19 protein-coding genes are annotated in these 16,929 nt (G+C 28.9%); all 19 read left to right on the top strand.

Going from position 1 to position 16,929, the window contains the following annotated elements; genetic code table 11:
* Nucleotides 1-17 precede the first annotated feature (17 nt).
* The 19 genes from Tmeso_RS00390 (at nt 18) to Tmeso_RS00300 (ending at nt 16,925) form a co-directional block, all read left to right on the top strand.
* Complete coding sequence (locus Tmeso_RS00390; protein WP_099187199.1) at nt 18-338, top strand: hypothetical protein; 321 nt, start codon at nt 18-20, stop codon at nt 336-338.
* Between the two features lie 16 nt (nt 339-354).
* On the top strand, nt 355-1,098 hold the full coding sequence (locus Tmeso_RS00385; RefSeq protein WP_099187198.1) for a sigma-70 family RNA polymerase sigma factor: 744 nt from the start codon (nt 355-357) through the stop codon (nt 1,096-1,098).
* A 15-nt stretch (nt 1,099-1,113) separates the two neighbouring features.
* Nucleotides 1,114-1,467: a hypothetical protein gene (locus Tmeso_RS00380; RefSeq protein ID WP_099187197.1), complete on the top strand. Its 354-nt coding sequence runs from the start codon at nt 1,114-1,116 to the stop codon at nt 1,465-1,467.
* Nucleotides 1,468-1,471: 4 nt separating this feature from the next.
* Complete coding sequence (locus Tmeso_RS00375) at nt 1,472-2,053, top strand: hypothetical protein (protein ID WP_099187196.1); 582 nt, start codon at nt 1,472-1,474, stop codon at nt 2,051-2,053.
* Between the two features lie 151 nt (nt 2,054-2,204).
* A complete protein-coding gene (gene rpsB / locus Tmeso_RS00370; protein WP_099187195.1) occupies nt 2,205-2,918 on the top strand; it encodes a 30S ribosomal protein S2 in 714 nt (237 codons plus the stop codon).
* Between the two features lie 56 nt (nt 2,919-2,974).
* The gene (tsf, locus tag Tmeso_RS00365; protein WP_099187194.1) at nt 2,975-3,889 is read left to right on the top strand and encodes a translation elongation factor Ts; all 915 of its coding nucleotides are present in this window, start codon (nt 2,975-2,977) and stop codon (nt 3,887-3,889) included.
* 63 nt (nt 3,890-3,952) lie between these two features.
* Nucleotides 3,953-4,666 (top strand): UMP kinase, encoded by a 714-nt coding sequence (gene pyrH / locus Tmeso_RS00360; protein WP_099187193.1) that lies wholly within the window; start codon nt 3,953-3,955, stop codon nt 4,664-4,666.
* Between the two features lie 2 nt (nt 4,667-4,668).
* Nucleotides 4,669-5,226 carry a ribosome recycling factor gene (frr, locus tag Tmeso_RS00355; protein WP_099187192.1) on the top strand — a complete coding sequence of 186 codons (558 nt, stop codon included), beginning with the start codon at nt 4,669-4,671 and terminating at the stop codon, nt 5,224-5,226.
* A 1-nt stretch (nt 5,227) separates the two neighbouring features.
* On the top strand, nt 5,228-5,428 hold the full coding sequence (locus Tmeso_RS00350) for a hypothetical protein (protein ID WP_099187191.1): 201 nt from the start codon (nt 5,228-5,230) through the stop codon (nt 5,426-5,428).
* A gap of 32 nt (nt 5,429-5,460) precedes the next feature.
* Entirely contained in the window at nt 5,461-6,195 is a 735-nt protein-coding gene (locus tag Tmeso_RS00345) for an isoprenyl transferase (protein ID WP_099187190.1), read from the top strand.
* A 10-nt stretch (nt 6,196-6,205) separates the two neighbouring features.
* Nucleotides 6,206-6,982 (top strand): phosphatidate cytidylyltransferase, encoded by a 777-nt coding sequence (locus Tmeso_RS00340; RefSeq protein ID WP_099187189.1) that lies wholly within the window; start codon nt 6,206-6,208, stop codon nt 6,980-6,982.
* A 93-nt stretch (nt 6,983-7,075) separates the two neighbouring features.
* Nucleotides 7,076-8,227: a 1-deoxy-D-xylulose-5-phosphate reductoisomerase gene (locus Tmeso_RS00335; RefSeq protein ID WP_099187188.1), complete on the top strand. Its 1,152-nt coding sequence runs from the start codon at nt 7,076-7,078 to the stop codon at nt 8,225-8,227.
* 12 nt (nt 8,228-8,239) lie between these two features.
* Nucleotides 8,240-9,235: an RIP metalloprotease RseP gene (rseP, locus tag Tmeso_RS00330; protein WP_099187187.1), complete on the top strand. Its 996-nt coding sequence runs from the start codon at nt 8,240-8,242 to the stop codon at nt 9,233-9,235.
* Nucleotides 9,236-9,246: 11 nt separating this feature from the next.
* Nucleotides 9,247-10,293 carry a flavodoxin-dependent (E)-4-hydroxy-3-methylbut-2-enyl-diphosphate synthase gene (gene ispG, locus Tmeso_RS00325; protein WP_099187186.1) on the top strand — a complete coding sequence of 349 codons (1,047 nt, stop codon included), beginning with the start codon at nt 9,247-9,249 and terminating at the stop codon, nt 10,291-10,293.
* 80 nt (nt 10,294-10,373) lie between these two features.
* Nucleotides 10,374-14,654 (top strand): PolC-type DNA polymerase III, encoded by a 4,281-nt coding sequence (locus tag Tmeso_RS00320; protein WP_099187185.1) that lies wholly within the window; start codon nt 10,374-10,376, stop codon nt 14,652-14,654.
* A 165-nt stretch (nt 14,655-14,819) separates the two neighbouring features.
* Complete coding sequence (gene rimP, locus Tmeso_RS00315; RefSeq protein WP_099187184.1) at nt 14,820-15,281, top strand: ribosome maturation factor RimP; 462 nt, start codon at nt 14,820-14,822, stop codon at nt 15,279-15,281.
* Nucleotides 15,282-15,296: 15 nt separating this feature from the next.
* Nucleotides 15,297-16,340, top strand: coding sequence for a transcription termination factor NusA (gene nusA, locus Tmeso_RS00310; protein WP_099187183.1), 1,044 nt, complete (start codon nt 15,297-15,299; stop codon nt 16,338-16,340).
* 20 nt (nt 16,341-16,360) lie between these two features.
* The gene (gene rnpM / locus Tmeso_RS00305) at nt 16,361-16,633 is read left to right on the top strand and encodes an RNase P modulator RnpM (RefSeq protein ID WP_099187182.1); all 273 of its coding nucleotides are present in this window, start codon (nt 16,361-16,363) and stop codon (nt 16,631-16,633) included.
* On the top strand, nt 16,623-16,925 hold the full coding sequence (locus Tmeso_RS00300; protein ID WP_099187181.1) for a L7Ae/L30e/S12e/Gadd45 family ribosomal protein: 303 nt from the start codon (nt 16,623-16,625) through the stop codon (nt 16,923-16,925). The genes rnpM and Tmeso_RS00300 overlap by 11 nt, the downstream gene beginning before the upstream one ends.
* Nucleotides 16,926-16,929 lie beyond the last annotated feature (4 nt).

Raw genomic sequence — 16,929 nt, 5'->3', positions numbered from 1 at the left:
CTAAAGGTGTGCATTGTATGAAAAATTTTAAAAAAATATATGTATTTTGGATAATAAATTATTTGATCTTATTTATATGTGCAATATATGTATTAGTTACTCACAATAGCTTTTTGAAATTTATAAATAGGTATTTAACTTTAACAATATCAATAAATGCAATATTATTAATATTCTTTAATTTCATATTGAAGAATATTAATGCTTGTGAACAACGTATAGATATATCTATACCTCCTATAGAATCAGAATTGAAAGATTTGTTAAATAATCAGACTGAGGATGAATTAGAAGATGAGGCATTTAGAGAAGTGGATTTTAAAAATCTAAACAATTAAATAGGGGTGTATTTAGATGGTTAGAGAAGATATGTGGTCTAGGTATAAAAGTTCGAAAAATTCTGAAGAAAAAAATGAACTGAAAAAAGAAATTATATTGGAGTATGTAAATTTAGTTAAAATAATTTCTGGTAGACTCTATAATTATTATGGAGCTAATATTGAATATGATGACTTAGTGAGTTATGGAATTATAGGTCTTATAGATGCTATAGAAAAATATGATTATACTAAAAATATAAAATTTCAAACATATGCATCTGTTAGAATAAGGGGTGCTATAATAGATGAAATAAGAAACTTAGATTGGATACCCAGATCTATAAGGCAAAAATCAAAGCTTATTAAAGATACTTATTCTAAATTAGAAAATAAATTAGGAAGAGAGCCATCTATAAAAGAACTAAGCGATGAGCTTGGAAAAACTGATGAAGAAGTACTAAAAATATTAGAAGAAACCAATGTTTATAATTTGATTTCTCTAGAAGAAGAATTAAATGAAAATTTAAAAATACAAATAAAAGATAGTTCCACTGATATTAATCCTGAAGAATCATTGTTAAGAAAAGATACAATTAAAAATTTGAAATTAGCATTGGATACTTTAAATGAAAGAGAACAGTTAATAGTTAATTTATATTATTATGAAGAATTAACATATAAAGAAATAGGTAAGGTGTTGAATATATCTGAATCTAGAATATCGCAAATTCATAGTAAAGCTATACTGAAAATAAAATCAAAAATGGAATTTCTTTAAATCTAGGAGGAAAAAATGGATATAAATTACGTAATTGTAATAATAGCTCTGATTACGTGCGTTGTTAGTATATTTTTGTTGTTTAAAGTTTCAAAACAATTTGAGCAACACCCTGGCAACAATGAAACATCAAAAGACTATAAAATAATTATAAACTATATGAAAAATATTGATAAAAATACAGTAGAATTAATGGAAAATATGAAAAAAACAAATGATAATAAAAAAAGGATTTTTGAAGAAAAATCATGTTATTCTAATGAAATAGAAAAACTCGAGTCTTTAGGATTTTCAAAAGAAGAAATAGCAAAAAAAACCAACAAAAGTGTTCGTGAAGTTGATTTAGTTTTGAAATTGAAAAAAGGATAATGATATGAAAAAATACAATAATATACAAAAAATTATTATTTTTACGTTGTGTATAGGGTTTTCGATAGGGCTTATAACCTCTTCTCTAATTAATATAAGCTTTAATAAAACAAAAAAAACTAGTTCTTTAGATAATAATAAGAAAATAGAAAAAGAAGAAATTATACAAGAAACATCAGTAGTTGAAAAAAAAATTGAAGATGAATATGTGAATATAAATATAAAAAATGGATATACTTGTAATGAAATTGCAGAACTTCTTTATGAAAAAGAATTGATCCATAATAAAGAAGATTTTAAAATTATTTATAATTTAATGTTGTTGGATATATATGAAGCTGGGAATTCATTGACTAAAAAAGGAATCATAAGCAAAGGATGGAAGATAAATACTTTGTCTAAAATCATAATATCTAAAAAATCTCAAGTAATAGATATACTTTATAAGGATGGATTAATAGATGATGAATATGGATTTAATATTATTTTAAGTTCTATTAATTCTAATAAAAAAGTAATTTATGGTGAAAAAAAGATAAAAAAAGGGTCATCTAATATAGAAATTATAGAAATATTAACAAAATAAACTATAAAACATATTGTAAATGAAATTACTATATGCTATACTATCAGAGGCGAAAATATTACACACGATTTGGAATTCTTAAGAAGGTTCCTGTTTGGGTTTTTTAAGAAAATGACTAAATCGGAGGGAAAAACCATAGGAGGTGCTTTAAATGGCAGTTATATCAATGAAACAATTATTAGAAGCAGGTGTACACTTTGGACACCAAACAAGAAGATGGAATCCTAAAATGTCTCAGTACATATTCACTGAGAGAAACGGAATATACATTATTGATTTACAAAAAACAGTTAAGAAGGTTGAAGAAGCTTACAAGTTTGTTAAAGAAGTTGCTGAAACTGGAAAACCAATATTATTTGTTGGAACTAAGAAACAAGCTCAAGATGCTATAAAAGACGAAGCTGAAAGAGTTGGAATGTATTATGTAAATGAAAGATGGTTAGGTGGAATGTTAACAAACCACAAAACTATCAAAAACAGAATTAAAAAATTAGTAGAATTAGAAAAAATGGAGGAAGAAGGAGTATTTGAAGTTCTTCCTAAAAAAGAGGTTATAAAATTAAAGCATGAAAAAGAAAAACTAGAAAAATACTTAAATGGAATCAAAGAAATGCCTGAATTACCAGGAGCTTTATTCATAGTTGATCCAAGAAAAGAAAAAATAGCTATACAAGAAGCTCATAGACTAGGTATTCCAGTTATTGCTATAGTTGATACTAACTGTGACCCAGAAGAAGTAGACTATGCAATCCCAGGTAATGATGATGCTATAAGAGCCGTTAAGTTAATAACTGCTGCAATGGCTAATGCAATAGTAGAAGGAAGACAAGTTATAGAAGAAGAGCAAGAAGAAGTACAAGAATAATACACTGGTAAGGAACTAGGTTCCTTACCTTTAATAATATATAGGGAGGCGATTTTATGGCAATTACAGCTGCAATGGTAAAAGAAATCAGAGTAAAAACTGGTGCAGGAATGATGGATTGTAAAAAGGCTTTAACTGAAGTAGATGGAGATATGGAAAAAGCAATAGATTTATTAAGAGAAAAAGGACTTGCTAAAGCTGCTAAAAAATCAGGTAGAATAGCTGCTGAAGGTTTAGTAGATATGTGTATGTCTGATGATAATAAAGCTGGAGTTATAGTTGAGGTTAACTCAGAAACAGATTTTGTTGCTAAAAACGACGATTTTAAAAAGTTTGTTAAAGATGTTGCTGTTACTGTATTAAAAGCAGATAAAACTGATGTTGAATCTTTAATGACGGAAAAATATATAGATTCAGAAGAAACAGTTCAAGAAGTACTGAACTCTAAGATAGCTACTATAGGAGAAAATCTGAACGTAAGAAGATTTGAAAAGTTTGAAGTTGAGAATGGACAAATTGCAGGATATATTCATGGTGGGGGAAAAATAGGAGTATTAGTTGCTTTAGAAACAGCATCTGATTCTGAAGATGTTATATCTTTAGGAAAAGATATAGCTATGCAAGTTGCAGCTATGAACCCTAAATATATATCAAGAGACGATGTAGATGCAGAGTACATAGCTCATGAAACAGAAATATTAAAGCAACAAGCTTTAAATGAAGGAAAGCCAGTTGAAATAGTTGAGAAAATGGTAGTTGGAAGAATGAATAAGCAATTACAAGAAGTATGCTTACTTAACCAAACATTCGTAAAGAATCCTGATTTAACAGTTGAAAAACTTGTTAAAGAAGTTGCTACTAAGTTAAACACTGAAATCAAAGTAGCTAAGGTTATGAGATTTGAAGTTGGAGAAGGTATAGAAAAGAAAGAAGAAAACTTTGCAGAAGAGGTTGCTAAGCAACTTAAATAATATAAAAAGAGAACACTTTTGTGTTCTCTTTTTTAGAAGAATATTGAATGGAGGACTTTGTTTATGGATAAACCTATATATAAAAGGGTATTATTAAAATTAAGTGGAGAAGCTTTAGCTGGAGAAATGAAAACGGGAATAAATAATGAGGTTGTAAATGAAATAGCATTATCTATAAAGGAATTACATGAAATGGGAGTTGAAGTTGCTATAGTTGTAGGTGGTGGTAATTTCTGGAGAGGTAGAACTAGTGAAGGCATGGATAGAACTACTGCTGACCATATAGGAATGCTTGCTACTGTTATGAATTCTTTAGCTATGCAAGATGCACTGGAAAATATAGGGGTTTTGACTAGAGTCCAAAATGCTATAGAAATGAGACAAATTGCAGAACCATACATAAGAAGAAAAGCTATGAGACATTTAGAAAAAGGTAGAGTTGTTATATTTGCGTCTGGAACTGGTAATCCTTATTTTTCAACTGATACGGCAGCAGCATTAAGAGCGGCGGAAATAGAGGCAGAAGTTATACTTTTAGCAAAAAAAGTAGACGGCGTATATGATAGTGATCCCATGATAAATCCAGAAGCTAAAAAGTTTGATACACTTTCATATATGGAAGTACTTAAAAGAGGTCTTAAAGTTATGGATTCAACAGCAACTTCTTTATGCATGGATAATAAAATACCTATAAGGGTATTTGGATTAAATAATTCTAAAAATATAATTGATGTGGTTCAAGGAAAAAATATAGGAACTATAGTAGAGGAGGAATAATAATGATATTAGAAGTTTATAAGGTTTTAGAAGAGAAAATGGGAAAAACAATGTCTGTTTTAAAAGAAGAATTAGGAGTAATAAGAGCAGGTAGAGCTAACCCTGGAATGCTTGACAGAGTTATGGTAGATTATTATGGATCGCAGACTCCGCTTAAACAAGTAGCTACTGTATCGGCTCCAGAACCTAGATGTCTAGTCATACAACCTTGGGATATGTCTGCTCTTGGAAGTATTGAAAAGGCTATTCAACTTGCTGATTTAGGATTTAATCCGACTAATGATGGAAAGATGATAAGAATAGTAATTCCCCAACTTACAGAAGAAAGAAGAAAAGATTTATTTAAACTGGCTAGTAAGACTGCAGAAAATGCTAAGGTGGCTCTTAGAAATGAAAGAAGAGATGCTAACGATAAGCTAAAGAAAATGCAAAAGGATTCTGAAATAACAGAAGATGAGTTAAAAAAGGCACAAGATGAAGTTCAAAAAATAACTGATAAAAACATAAAATTAATAGATGAACTTTTAGTGAAGAAAGAAAATGAAATAATGGAGGTTTAGTTTGAATTATTTTGATTTGTTTGGAATCGAACTTTCAAAAGTAAAACAGATACTTGAAAATAATAATATAAAGTATATAATAAAAGAGACGACAGGGCATAAAGATAAAGCCTTATTAGTATGTCCTAGAGTTATAAATATCAAAAAAACAAATGATTATATAGAACTTGTTGTCACATATTTTTCTAATTCCTTATTATAAGGAATTAGAAAAATATTTGATTGGAGGAAAATATGAAGAAAAATACATTAACCTATATAGATAAAAACAATATACCAAATCACATAGCTATTATAATGGATGGCAATGGACGATGGGCCAAGAAAAGGTTTCTACCTAGAACGTTTGGACATAAGGCAGGAGTTGAAACTATAAGAGAGATTGTTAAAGAATGTAGTAGCTTAGGAGTTGGGTATTTGACATTGTACGCTTTTTCTACGGAAAATTGGAAGAGACCTAAAGATGAAGTAAGCGCACTTATGAACTTATTAGTACAATATTTAAAAAAAGAAATAAAAGAATTACATGAAAATAATGTAATTTTTAATACTATAGGAGATATATCTTGTTTACCTAGTCCTGCTGTTGAAGAAATTGAAAAATCAAAAGAACTTACTAAATATAATACAGGATTAACGCTTACATTGGCTTTAAATTATGGAAGTAGAAATGATATAAAAAATGCTATTGTTAATATACTTAAAGATTATGAGAATGAAAAGATTGGTATAGATGATGTTGACGAAGAGTTTATTAGGAACTATTTAAGTACCAAATTATTACCAGACCCAGATATATTAGTTAGACCTAGTGGCGAATATAGAATTAGTAATTTTTTATTATGGGAAATAGCATATTCTGAATTTTGGTTTTCTGATATATACTGGCCGGACTTTAGAAAAGAAAATTTACATAAACTTATTTTGGATTATCAAAATAGGGAAAGAAGATTTGGAGGACTTAAATAGGAGGATTTATATGTTTATTAGAATAGTATCTTCGATAATATTATTGCCAGTTTTAGCATTTATCTTAATAAATGGAGGAATTCCTTTATATTTAGGTGTTACAGTGATTTCATTAATTGCTATAAAAGAATTTTACGACGCCTTTAGAAATAAAAATTTTAATAGTGTTAGTTGGTTAGGATATTTATCCACTCTAAGTATTTATTTTGGTGTGATTTCACAAATTGATAGTACATATGTAACATGTAGTTTTTTTATTGTTTTTTTTATATTATGTATATTACTTGTAATGAGAAAGTATAATATTATTGATATGGGTATAACTTTTCTAGGAATAATATATATACCCTATTTTTTGAGTCATATTATATTGATTACAAAAATTTCAAATTATAATTACATATACTTAATTTTTATAATAGCATGGATGACAGATACATTTGCTTATTTTAGTGGTTATTTTTTTGGTAAGCATAAATTAATACCCGAAGTTAGCCCTAAAAAGACTATAGAAGGAAGTATAGGTGGAGTTATAGGAAGTTCATTATCTTGTATTGTATTTGGGTATATATTTGGGTTTGATTTAATACATATGGGTTTGATTGGACTTATAGGAAGCATGATAGCTCAAATTGGAGATTTATTTGCATCTTCAATAAAAAGGTTTTTGGAAATTAAAGATTATGGAAAATTAATACCTGGACATGGAGGTATATTAGATAGATTTGATAGTATAATTTTAACAGCTCCTTTTGTTTATTATTATATATACTTTTTTATAAGATAAATTAAAATATAAGTGAAAAGAATAAATTTAACTTTAGAGCTTCAGAATTTTCTGAAGCTATTATATTACGTTGCTTAAGAAGGGATTGATAACGTGAAAAAGATATCTATTTTAGGATCAACAGGCTCTATTGGAACTCAAGCTTTAGATGTTGTTAGAAATAATAAAGATAAATTTAAAATAGAAGCATTAGCAGTAAATACTAGCATAGAAACTCTTAAAAATCAGATAATAGAGTTTAGACCAGAAGTAGTTGCTGTATATAATGAAGAAAAATCTAATGAATTAAAAAAAATTCTACCAAAGGAAGTAAATGTAGATATATATTCTGGAATGGAAGGATTAAAAGTTATAGCATCTTTAGAATCTGTAGATATAGTCTTGACAGCTCTCGTGGGAATGATAGGGTTAGTTCCCACTTTGGAAGCTATTAAACATAGAAAAACAATAGCTTTGGCAAATAAAGAAACATTTGTAACAGCAGGTAGCTTAGTTATGAATGAAGCTAAAAAAATGGGAGTTAATATTTTACCAGTTGATAGTGAACATTCTGCTATATTTCAATGTCTAAATGGAGAAAGTAATAAAGAAATCGAGAAAATTATATTAACAGCGTCAGGAGGGCCTTTTAGAAATAAAACAAAGGAACAACTTATAAATGTAACTAAAAATGAAGCTTTAAAACATCCTAATTGGAGTATGGGGAGAAAAATAAGTATAGATTCAGCGACTTTAATGAACAAAGGTCTTGAAGTTATAGAAGCAAAGTGGTTGTTTGAAGTTGATTCAAGTGACATAGATGTACTGGTTCATCCTCAGAGTATAGTACATTCTATGGTACAATTCATAGATGGTTCTGTTATAGCTCAACTTGGAAATCCTGATATGAAACTTCCGATACAATATGCTCTTTCATACCCTAATAGAATATATAATGATTATGAAAGATTAGACCTTGCAAAAATAAGTTCACTAACATTTGAAAAAGCCGATACTAATACTTTCCCATGTTTAAAACTTGCTTATGATTCATTAGAAAAAGGTGGAACCTATGCTACTGTTCTAAATGCAGCTAATGAAATTTTAGTAAGTGAATTTTTGAATGATAAAATTAAATTTTATGATATACCAATGTATATAGAAAAAGCATTGGAAAAACATTCTAGCATAGAGGAACCTACATTAGAAGAAATATTGTATATAGATGATTGGAGCAGAAAATTTATAAAAGAAAGTATAAAATAGGAAGGTGAAAATATGAATATCATTATATCTCTTATAGTATTTGGAATACTTGTTTTGTTTCATGAGTTTGGTCATTTTATAGTTGCTAAAAAAGCGGGGGTTAAAGTACATGAATTTGCTATAGGAATGGGACCTAAAATTTATGCATATAAGGGCTATGAAACAGAGTATTCACTTAGATTATTACCTATAGGTGGATATGTTAGAATGGAGGGTGAAGATGAAGAGTCTAGTGACCCTAGAAGTTTTAACAACAAAACTATATTCCAAAAGATAAGCATAGTATTTGCTGGGCCTGTGATGAACTTTATATTAGCTATATTGTTGTTTACGGTAATGTTTATGTATAAGGGAGTTCCAGGAACTACTATAGAAAAGACTGTTGATAACTTACCAGCTCAACAAGTCGGAATTAAACAAGGAGATAAGATATTAAAAATAAATGATTCTAGTATAAAGAATTGGGATGATATAAGAAAAACAATATCTGCTTCTAATACTGACGATATAAACATTAAAGTACAAAGAGATGATAATGTACTGGAGTACAATATTAAACCTAAACATGAAAATGGCAAAAAAATTATAGGTATAGAACCTAAATATGAAAAAAATATAATATCATCCTTTAAATATGCAGTGAACCAAACATTTTCTATATTAGGGCAGATGATAGATTTCCTGGGAAAAGCCATAACTGGAAATGTATCTAAAGATGAAGTTGCAGGTCCTGTAGGCATAATAAATGTAGTAGGCCAAGCAGCGGATGCTGGTATAATAAATGTTATATTTTTGGCAGCCGTTATAAGTATAAATTTAGGATTATTTAATTTACTTCCTGTGCCAGCTTTAGATGGAGGGAGAATTGTATTCTTAATTATAGAGCTTATTAGAGGGAAGAAAATGGATCCTGAAAGAGAAGGTTCTATACATTTTGTAGGATTTGTTGCATTGATGCTTTTGATGGTATTTACAATTTATAATGATGTATCTAGAATAATAAAATAGAAGGTGATCTTTTGAAAAAATTAACAACAGTAGTTGATTGTGGCAAAGTTAAAATAGGAGGGAATAATCCTATATCCATTCAATCAATGACTAATACTGATACAAGGGATGTAGAGTCTACAATAAATCAAATAAAAGATCTTGAAGAAGTAGGTTGTGATATAGTTAGAGTTGCTGTCCCTGATATGGATGCTGCTATAAAACTTGGGCAAATAAAAAAAGGTATAAATATACCTATTATAGCAGATGTACATTTTGATTATAGATTAGCTATTGAGGCCATAAATCAAGGGGTAGATGGACTTAGAATAAATCCCGGAAATATAGGAAGTATAGAAAGAGTAAGAATGGTAGTTGAAAAAGCTAAAGAAAAAAATATAAAAATAAGAATAGGTGTAAATGGAGGATCTTTAGAAAAAGATTTACTTGAAAAATATGAAAAGGCTACACCTGATGCTTTAGTAGAAAGTGCAATGAGGCATATAAAAATTTTAGAAAGTATGGACTTTTATAATATAGTTCTATCTTTAAAATCTAGTGATATACATACTACTATAAAAGCATATGAACTTATGTCTGAAAAGGTGGACTATCCGCTCCATATAGGGATAACAGAATCTGGAAGTGTAAAAAAAGGGACTATTAAATCATCTATAGGGATAGGATATTTATTACTTAAAGGAATAGGTGATACTATAAGGGTGTCTTTAACGGGAGATCCTAAAGAAGAAATATTTGTAGGTAAAGAAATATTAAAATCTGTAGGTTTATTAGATGAAGGAATTAAAGTAATATCTTGTCCAACTTGTGGAAGATGTAATATAGATTTAATAAATATAGCTTCAAAGATAGAAGAACAAATAAAAAATATAGATAAGAAAATGACTGTAGCTATAATGGGTTGTGCTGTCAATGGACCTGGAGAGGCGAGGGAAGCTGATATTGGTATAGCGGGTGGTAATGAAAATGCAATTTTATTTAAAAAGGGTGAAATTGTAAAAAAAATAAAGAGTGACGATTTGATAACTGAATTAATAATGGAAATAGAAAAATTCTAGACTTTTTAGTCTAGAATTTTTGTGTTAATCTATATATTGGACTTTATGATAAAAAAGATTGAAACTGTCTAGGAGGAATTATGGATAGTATAAAAAAATATTTAGAAAAAATAGGAGTATATAAAAATTTAGATAAAAAATACGATGATATTTTTTTGAATAATATAGTTTATTTTAAAGAAGATAAAATTGTATACTTTTATTTAGAATCAAAACAAATATTAACTATATCTGAACTTAGAGGGATTGAATGTAAGATAAAAAATGAATTCACCTTTTTTAATGATGTAAAATTTAAAATTAGATATATGGACATTAAAGATGATGAAAGTGTGGTTATAAAAAAATATTGGCAGAATATAGAGTTTATAATGAAATCCATGGTTCCATCTATTACATCTGGTGAAAAAATCAAATGGAAATATATAGATAGATGCTTAGTTATAAATATAGAAAATGAAATAATATATAAAATATTAGAGTTAAAGAAGGCTTCATATTCTATAAAAAGTATGATAAATGAGGAATTAGGTTTTGATTTAGGAGTTAGATTTAATCTTGAAAGTAAATGCGATATGGACTTAAAAAAATATATAAGTAAAAAAGATGAGGAAACGGACAATCTGCTTTCTAATAGAATTATAGCTAGTCCAAAATCAGAAATAATTGAAACTAAAAGTGATGAATATAAGACTGCAAAAGAAGAAACGGATATTATATATGGTAAAAGTATTACTGACCATATTGAAATTATTAAGAATATAACTCCGGAAACGGGAAGGGTATGTATTAAAGGGGAAGTATTTGATGTTGAGAATAGAGAGTTAAAGGGGGGGAGAACTCTATTAACTATTTCTATAACAGATTATACAAGTTCTATAAAATGCAAATTGTTTTTAAGAGAAAATAATAAAGATGGTGTAGTTGATAATATAAATAAAGGTTCTTATTTAAAAATTAGAGGTAATGCTTTGTTTGATAATTATTCTCAAGAACTGATTGTTAATATTTCTGATATACAGAAATCAAGGAAAAAAGAAAAACATGATAAAGGTGATAAAAAAAGAGTAGAGCTACATTTGCATACTCAAATGTCTGCTATGGATGCAATAACATCTGTATCAAAGGTTATTGAAAGAGCTGCAAAATGGGGACATAAAGCTATAGCGGTAACTGACCATGGTATAGTACAGGCTTTCCCGGAAGCTATGGATGCATCTAAAAAGCATGGTGTTAAAGTTATTTATGGAGTTGAGGGATATCTAGTAGATGATACTAATCCAGTTATAAAAAATCCTAATAAATTGCCTTTAAGCCAAAGTTTTGTAGTATTTGATTTGGAAACAACGGGTTTTTCTAATAAAAATGATAAGATAACAGAAATAGGCGCTGTCAAAATAGAAAATTTTGAAATCGTAGATAGGTTTAGTGTTCTAGTAAATCCTGAAAAGTCTATACCCCATAAAGTTCAGGAACTTACAGGTATAACTAATGATATGGTTAAAAATGAAAGAACTATTGAACAGGTATTACCCGATTTTTTAGACTTTATACAAGATAGTGTTTTAGTCGCTCATAATGCAGAGTTTGATATAGGATTTGTAAGAGAAAATTGCAAAAGAATGTCTTTGGAGTTTAATAATATATATGTTGATACTATAAATCTTGCAAAAGAATTGCTTTTAAATCTTAAAAGGTATAAATTAAATACAGTAGCTAAGGCTCTTAAAGTCTCTCTTGAAAATCATCATAGAGCAGTTGATGATGCTGAAGCCACAGCAAATATATTTATAAAGTTTTTAAATATGCTAGAAGAAAAGGGAGCAACTCATTTACATCAAGTCAATGAACTTTTCAAAGTTGCTGATTTTAAAAAAATAAGGAGTAATCATATAACTATATTGGTTAAGAACTATACAGGACTTAAAAATTTATATAAATTAATATCAAAATCGCATATAGAATATTTTTATAAAACTCCTAGGATACCTAAAAGTGTTTTAAAAGAATATAAAGATGGACTTTTAATAGGGTCGGCATGTGAAAATGGAGAGGTATATCAAAGTGTACTTAAAAATAAAGAAGAATATGAAATAGAGGAAATATTGGAACTGTATGACTATTTAGAAATAATGCCACTTGATAATAATAAATTTATGATAGAAAAAGAAATTGTTAAAGATTATGAAGAACTTAAAAGTATAAATAGAAAAATCATAAAACTTGGCAAAAAATATGACAAATTAGTTGTTGCAACAGGAGATACCCACTTTATAGATCCTCATGATGAAATATATAGAAAAATATTAAAGCATTCACAGGGATTTAAAAGTGCTAATGAAGAGGTTCCGCTTTATTTTAGAACTACGGATAATATGATGGATGAATTTAGTTATTTGGATTATAAAACTGCTGAGGAAGTGGTTATAACCAATACAAATAAAATAGCAGATCAAATAGAAGAAATAAAACCTATACCTGATGAGACTTGTACGCCTGTTATAGAAGGATCAGAAGAAGACCTTAGAGAAATGTGTTATAAAAAGGCTCATGGTATGTATGGCGAAAAACTTCCAGATGTTGTTGAAAAGAGACTTGAGAGAGAGTTGAATTCTATAATAAGTAATGGGTATGCAGTTTTATATATAATATCACAAAAACTGGTTACGAAATCTTTAGAAGATGGATACTTAGTTGGATCAAGGGGATCTGTTGGATCATCATTTGTAGCCACTATGAGTGATATAACAGAGGTTAATCCTTTACCAGCCCATTACCGATGCGAAAAATGCTTAGGATCTGAATTTTTTGAAACGGGAAGTTATACATCTGGAGCTGATTTACCTGATAAAGATTGTCCTGTTTGTAAAATACCTTATATAAAAGATGGACATGATATACCGTTTGAGGTTTTTTTGGGTTTTGAAGGAGATAAAGAGCCTGATATTGACCTTAATTTTGCAGGAGAATATCAACCTAATGCACATAAGTATACAGAAGTGCTATTTGGGGAAGGATATGTATATAGAGCTGGCACTATAGGAACTGTAGCGGATAAAACAGCTTATGGATTTGCAAAAAAGTATATTGAAGAAAATGAGATAAAAACTACATCAGCAGAAATAAATAGATTATCTAAGGGATGTACTGGTATTAAAAGAACATCGGGACAGCATCCTGGAGGGGTAATGGTTGTTCCTCATTATAAAGAAATATACGATTTTTCACCTATTCAATATCCTGCTAATGATTCAACCTCTGGAGTTATAACAACTCATTTTGACTATCACTCTATAAGTGGTAGAATACTAAAGCTTGACATACTAGGACACGATGTGCCCACCATAATACGAATGATTGAAGATATAACAGGAATTAATGCTACTAAAATACCTCTTGATGATAAAAAAACAATGTCTATATTTACATCTACAGAGGCTTTGGGTGTTACTAGCGAAGACATTAACTGTAACATAGGAAGTCTTGGGATACCTGAATTTGGGACTAAATTCGTAAGACAGATGCTTATAGATACTCAGCCTACAACTTTTGGAGAATTAGTTAGAATATCGGGATTATCACATGGTACAGATGTTTGGCTTAATAATGCTCAGGATTTAGTTAGAGATGGTGTTGTTACTTTAAAAGATGTTATATCAACGAGAGATGACATAATGAATTATCTTATATTCAAAGGTCTAAAACCTAAACTTTCATTTAAGATAATGGAGAAGGTTAGAAAGGGTAAAGGTCTAACACCAGAAGATGAAGAAGAAATGAAAAATAATGATGTCCCACAATGGTATATAGATTCTTGTAATAAGATTAAGTATATGTTCCCAAAGGCACATGCAGTAGCCTATGTCATGATGTCGTTTAGAATAGCTTATTGTAAAGTGTATTACCCACACTCTTTCTATGCTACGTATTTTACCACTAAAGCAGAAGACTTTGATGCTGATTTGGTTATAAAAGGCAAGGATGAAGTTATTCGTAAAATAAAAGAAATAGAGAATCTTGGGAATGATGTTACTGCTAAAGAAAAAGGTATGCTAACTGTGCTTGAGGTTGTCGTTGAGATGTTTGCGAGAAAAATAGAAATTTCAAAAGTAGACCTTTATAAATCAGATGCCAAACAGTTTAAAATAGTAGATCATAAATTAATACCGCCTTTAATAGCTCTTCAGGGAGTAGGAGCTAATGCCGCTATTAATATAGCTAGAGAAAGAGAAAAGGAAGAGTTTCTTTCAATAGAGGACTTGAGAAAAAGGACTAAGATTTCAAAGACAGTAGTTGAAACCTTAAAAGGACATGGCTGTATTGAAGACCTTGATGAGACTAACCAGCTATCTCTGTTGTGATAAGTTGCATGAAAAAACATTATATGGTATACTAGTATAGAAAAATATATATACTAGTAAAATGTAGAGTGGGGATGATGCCCACTCTTTCTTTTATACTGAATAAGAGACAAGACTTATTCAAAAATAAACAACTTAAAAACTAAATAAAGGAGGTCTACATAAATGAAAAGAAGTATAGAAAGTACAATAGAAGAAATAGTTTTACCGATAGTTGAAAAAAACAACTTTGAATTAATAGACGTAGAATATGTCAAAGAAGCTGGACATTATTATTTAAGAGTATATATAGATAAAGATGGCGGAATCGGACTGAATGATTGTAAGATGGTAAGTGATGAATTAAGTGAGTCATTAGATAAAATAGATCCAATAAAAGAAAACTATTTTTTAGAAATATCGTCACCAGGAATTGATAGACCATTAAAAAAAGACAAAGACTTTGACAGATATAAAGGTAGAGATGTTGAGTTAAAACTTTATAAAGCTTTAGATGGTCAAAAACAATTTGAAGGAGAGCTTGTAGGATTATTTGAAGATATAATAAAAATAAAAACAGATAAAGATGAGATATTGGAATTTAACAAAAAAGAAGTATCTATAATCAGATTATCTGTGAAAATTTAATAAGGAGGAAAAATAATGAATTTAGAATTCATAGAAGCTTTAGAACAATTAGAAAAAGAAAAAGGTGTTTCTAAGGATATATTAATAGATACTATTGAAGCGGCACTGGTTTCAGCATATAAAAGGAATTTTGGTTCGTGTCAAAATGTTAGAACAGAAATAGATAGAGACAATGGTGAAGTTAAGGTTTACTCTCAAAAAAGAGTAGTAGAAGATGATGATGTATATGATGATTTTTTAGAAATATCAATAGATGAAGCCAGAGAATTCAATAAAAATTATGAACTAGATGATTTGGTTGAATTTGAGGTTACACCTAAAAACTTTGGAAGAATTGCAGCTCAAACAGCTAAACAAGTTGTTGTTCAAAGAATAAGAGAAGCAGAAAGAGATGTTATATATTCAGAATTTATAAATAGAGAAACTGAAATAGTTACAGGAATAGTAGCAAGAGTAAGTAAAGGTTTAGTATATATTTCACTTGGAAAGATAGAGGGTGTGTTAAATCAAACTGAACAAATACCAGGTGAGACATACGAAGTGGGTCAAAGAATAAAATCATATATATTAGAAGTTAAAAAGACTACAAAAGGTCCTCAAATACTTTTATCTAGAAGTCATCCTGGACTTATTAAAAGATTATTTGAACTAGAAGTACCTGAAATATATGATGGAGTTGTTCAAATAAAATCTATATCAAGAGAAGCAGGATCAAGAACTAAAATGGCAGTACACTCTATAGATGAAAATGTAGATTCCATAGGAGCTTGTGTTGGTGCTAAAGGGTCTAGAGTGAAAAATATAGTAGATGAGTTAAAAGAAGAAAAAATAGACATAATAAAATATAGTGAAAATCCTGCTGAATTTATATCTAGTGCATTAAGCCCATCGAAAGTAATTTCAGTTAAATTAGACGATCAAGAAAAAAGCGCAAAGGTTGTAGTTCCTGATTATCAATTATCATTAGCTATAGGAAAAGAAGGACAAAATGCTAGGCTTGCAGCAAAACTTACTAACTGGAAAATAGATATAAAAAGTGAAAGTCAAGCTAATAATTAATAAAAGAGGAGGCGATATTCTTGAGCCAAAAGAAAATACCTCAACGCAAATGTATAAGTTGCCAGGATAGAAACTCTAAAAAAACATTAATAAGAATAGTAAAAAATAAAGATGGAGAAATATTTGTAGACAATACAGGTAAAGCTAATGGTAGAGGAGCGTATATTTGTGCTAGTAAAGAATGTTTAGAAAAAGCTATGAAGACTAGGGCATTAAATAGAGCCTTTAAATTAGAAATTCCAGAAAATGTATATAATGCTTTATCGGAGGAAATAAAAAAATATGAACAATAAAATTCTTTCGTTATTAGGTATTATTTTAAGAAGCGGTAACATGGTTTCAGGAGATGATACTACATTATCTGAACTTAAAAAAGGAAAAATAAAATTAATTATAATAGCAAATGATGCATCGGAGAATACAAAAAAGCTTTTTAAAGATAAGTCTGAATATAGGAATGTACCTTATATAATAGCTTTTACGAAAGAAGAATTAGGAAAAAGCATAGGAAAAAGTAGTAGAGCAGTAATTGGTATAAAAAGTGAGCAATTTGCAATGAAAATAAAAGAAATTAGTAGGGGGTGAAGCT

This window comes from Tepidibacter mesophilus (assembly GCF_002724055.1).
GTDB classification, from domain to species: domain Bacteria; phylum Bacillota; class Clostridia; order Peptostreptococcales; family Peptostreptococcaceae; genus Tepidibacter_A; species Tepidibacter_A mesophilus.
Note: the sequence above shows the minus strand (reverse complement) of the source record. Positions and strands in the feature narration are given on the sequence as shown.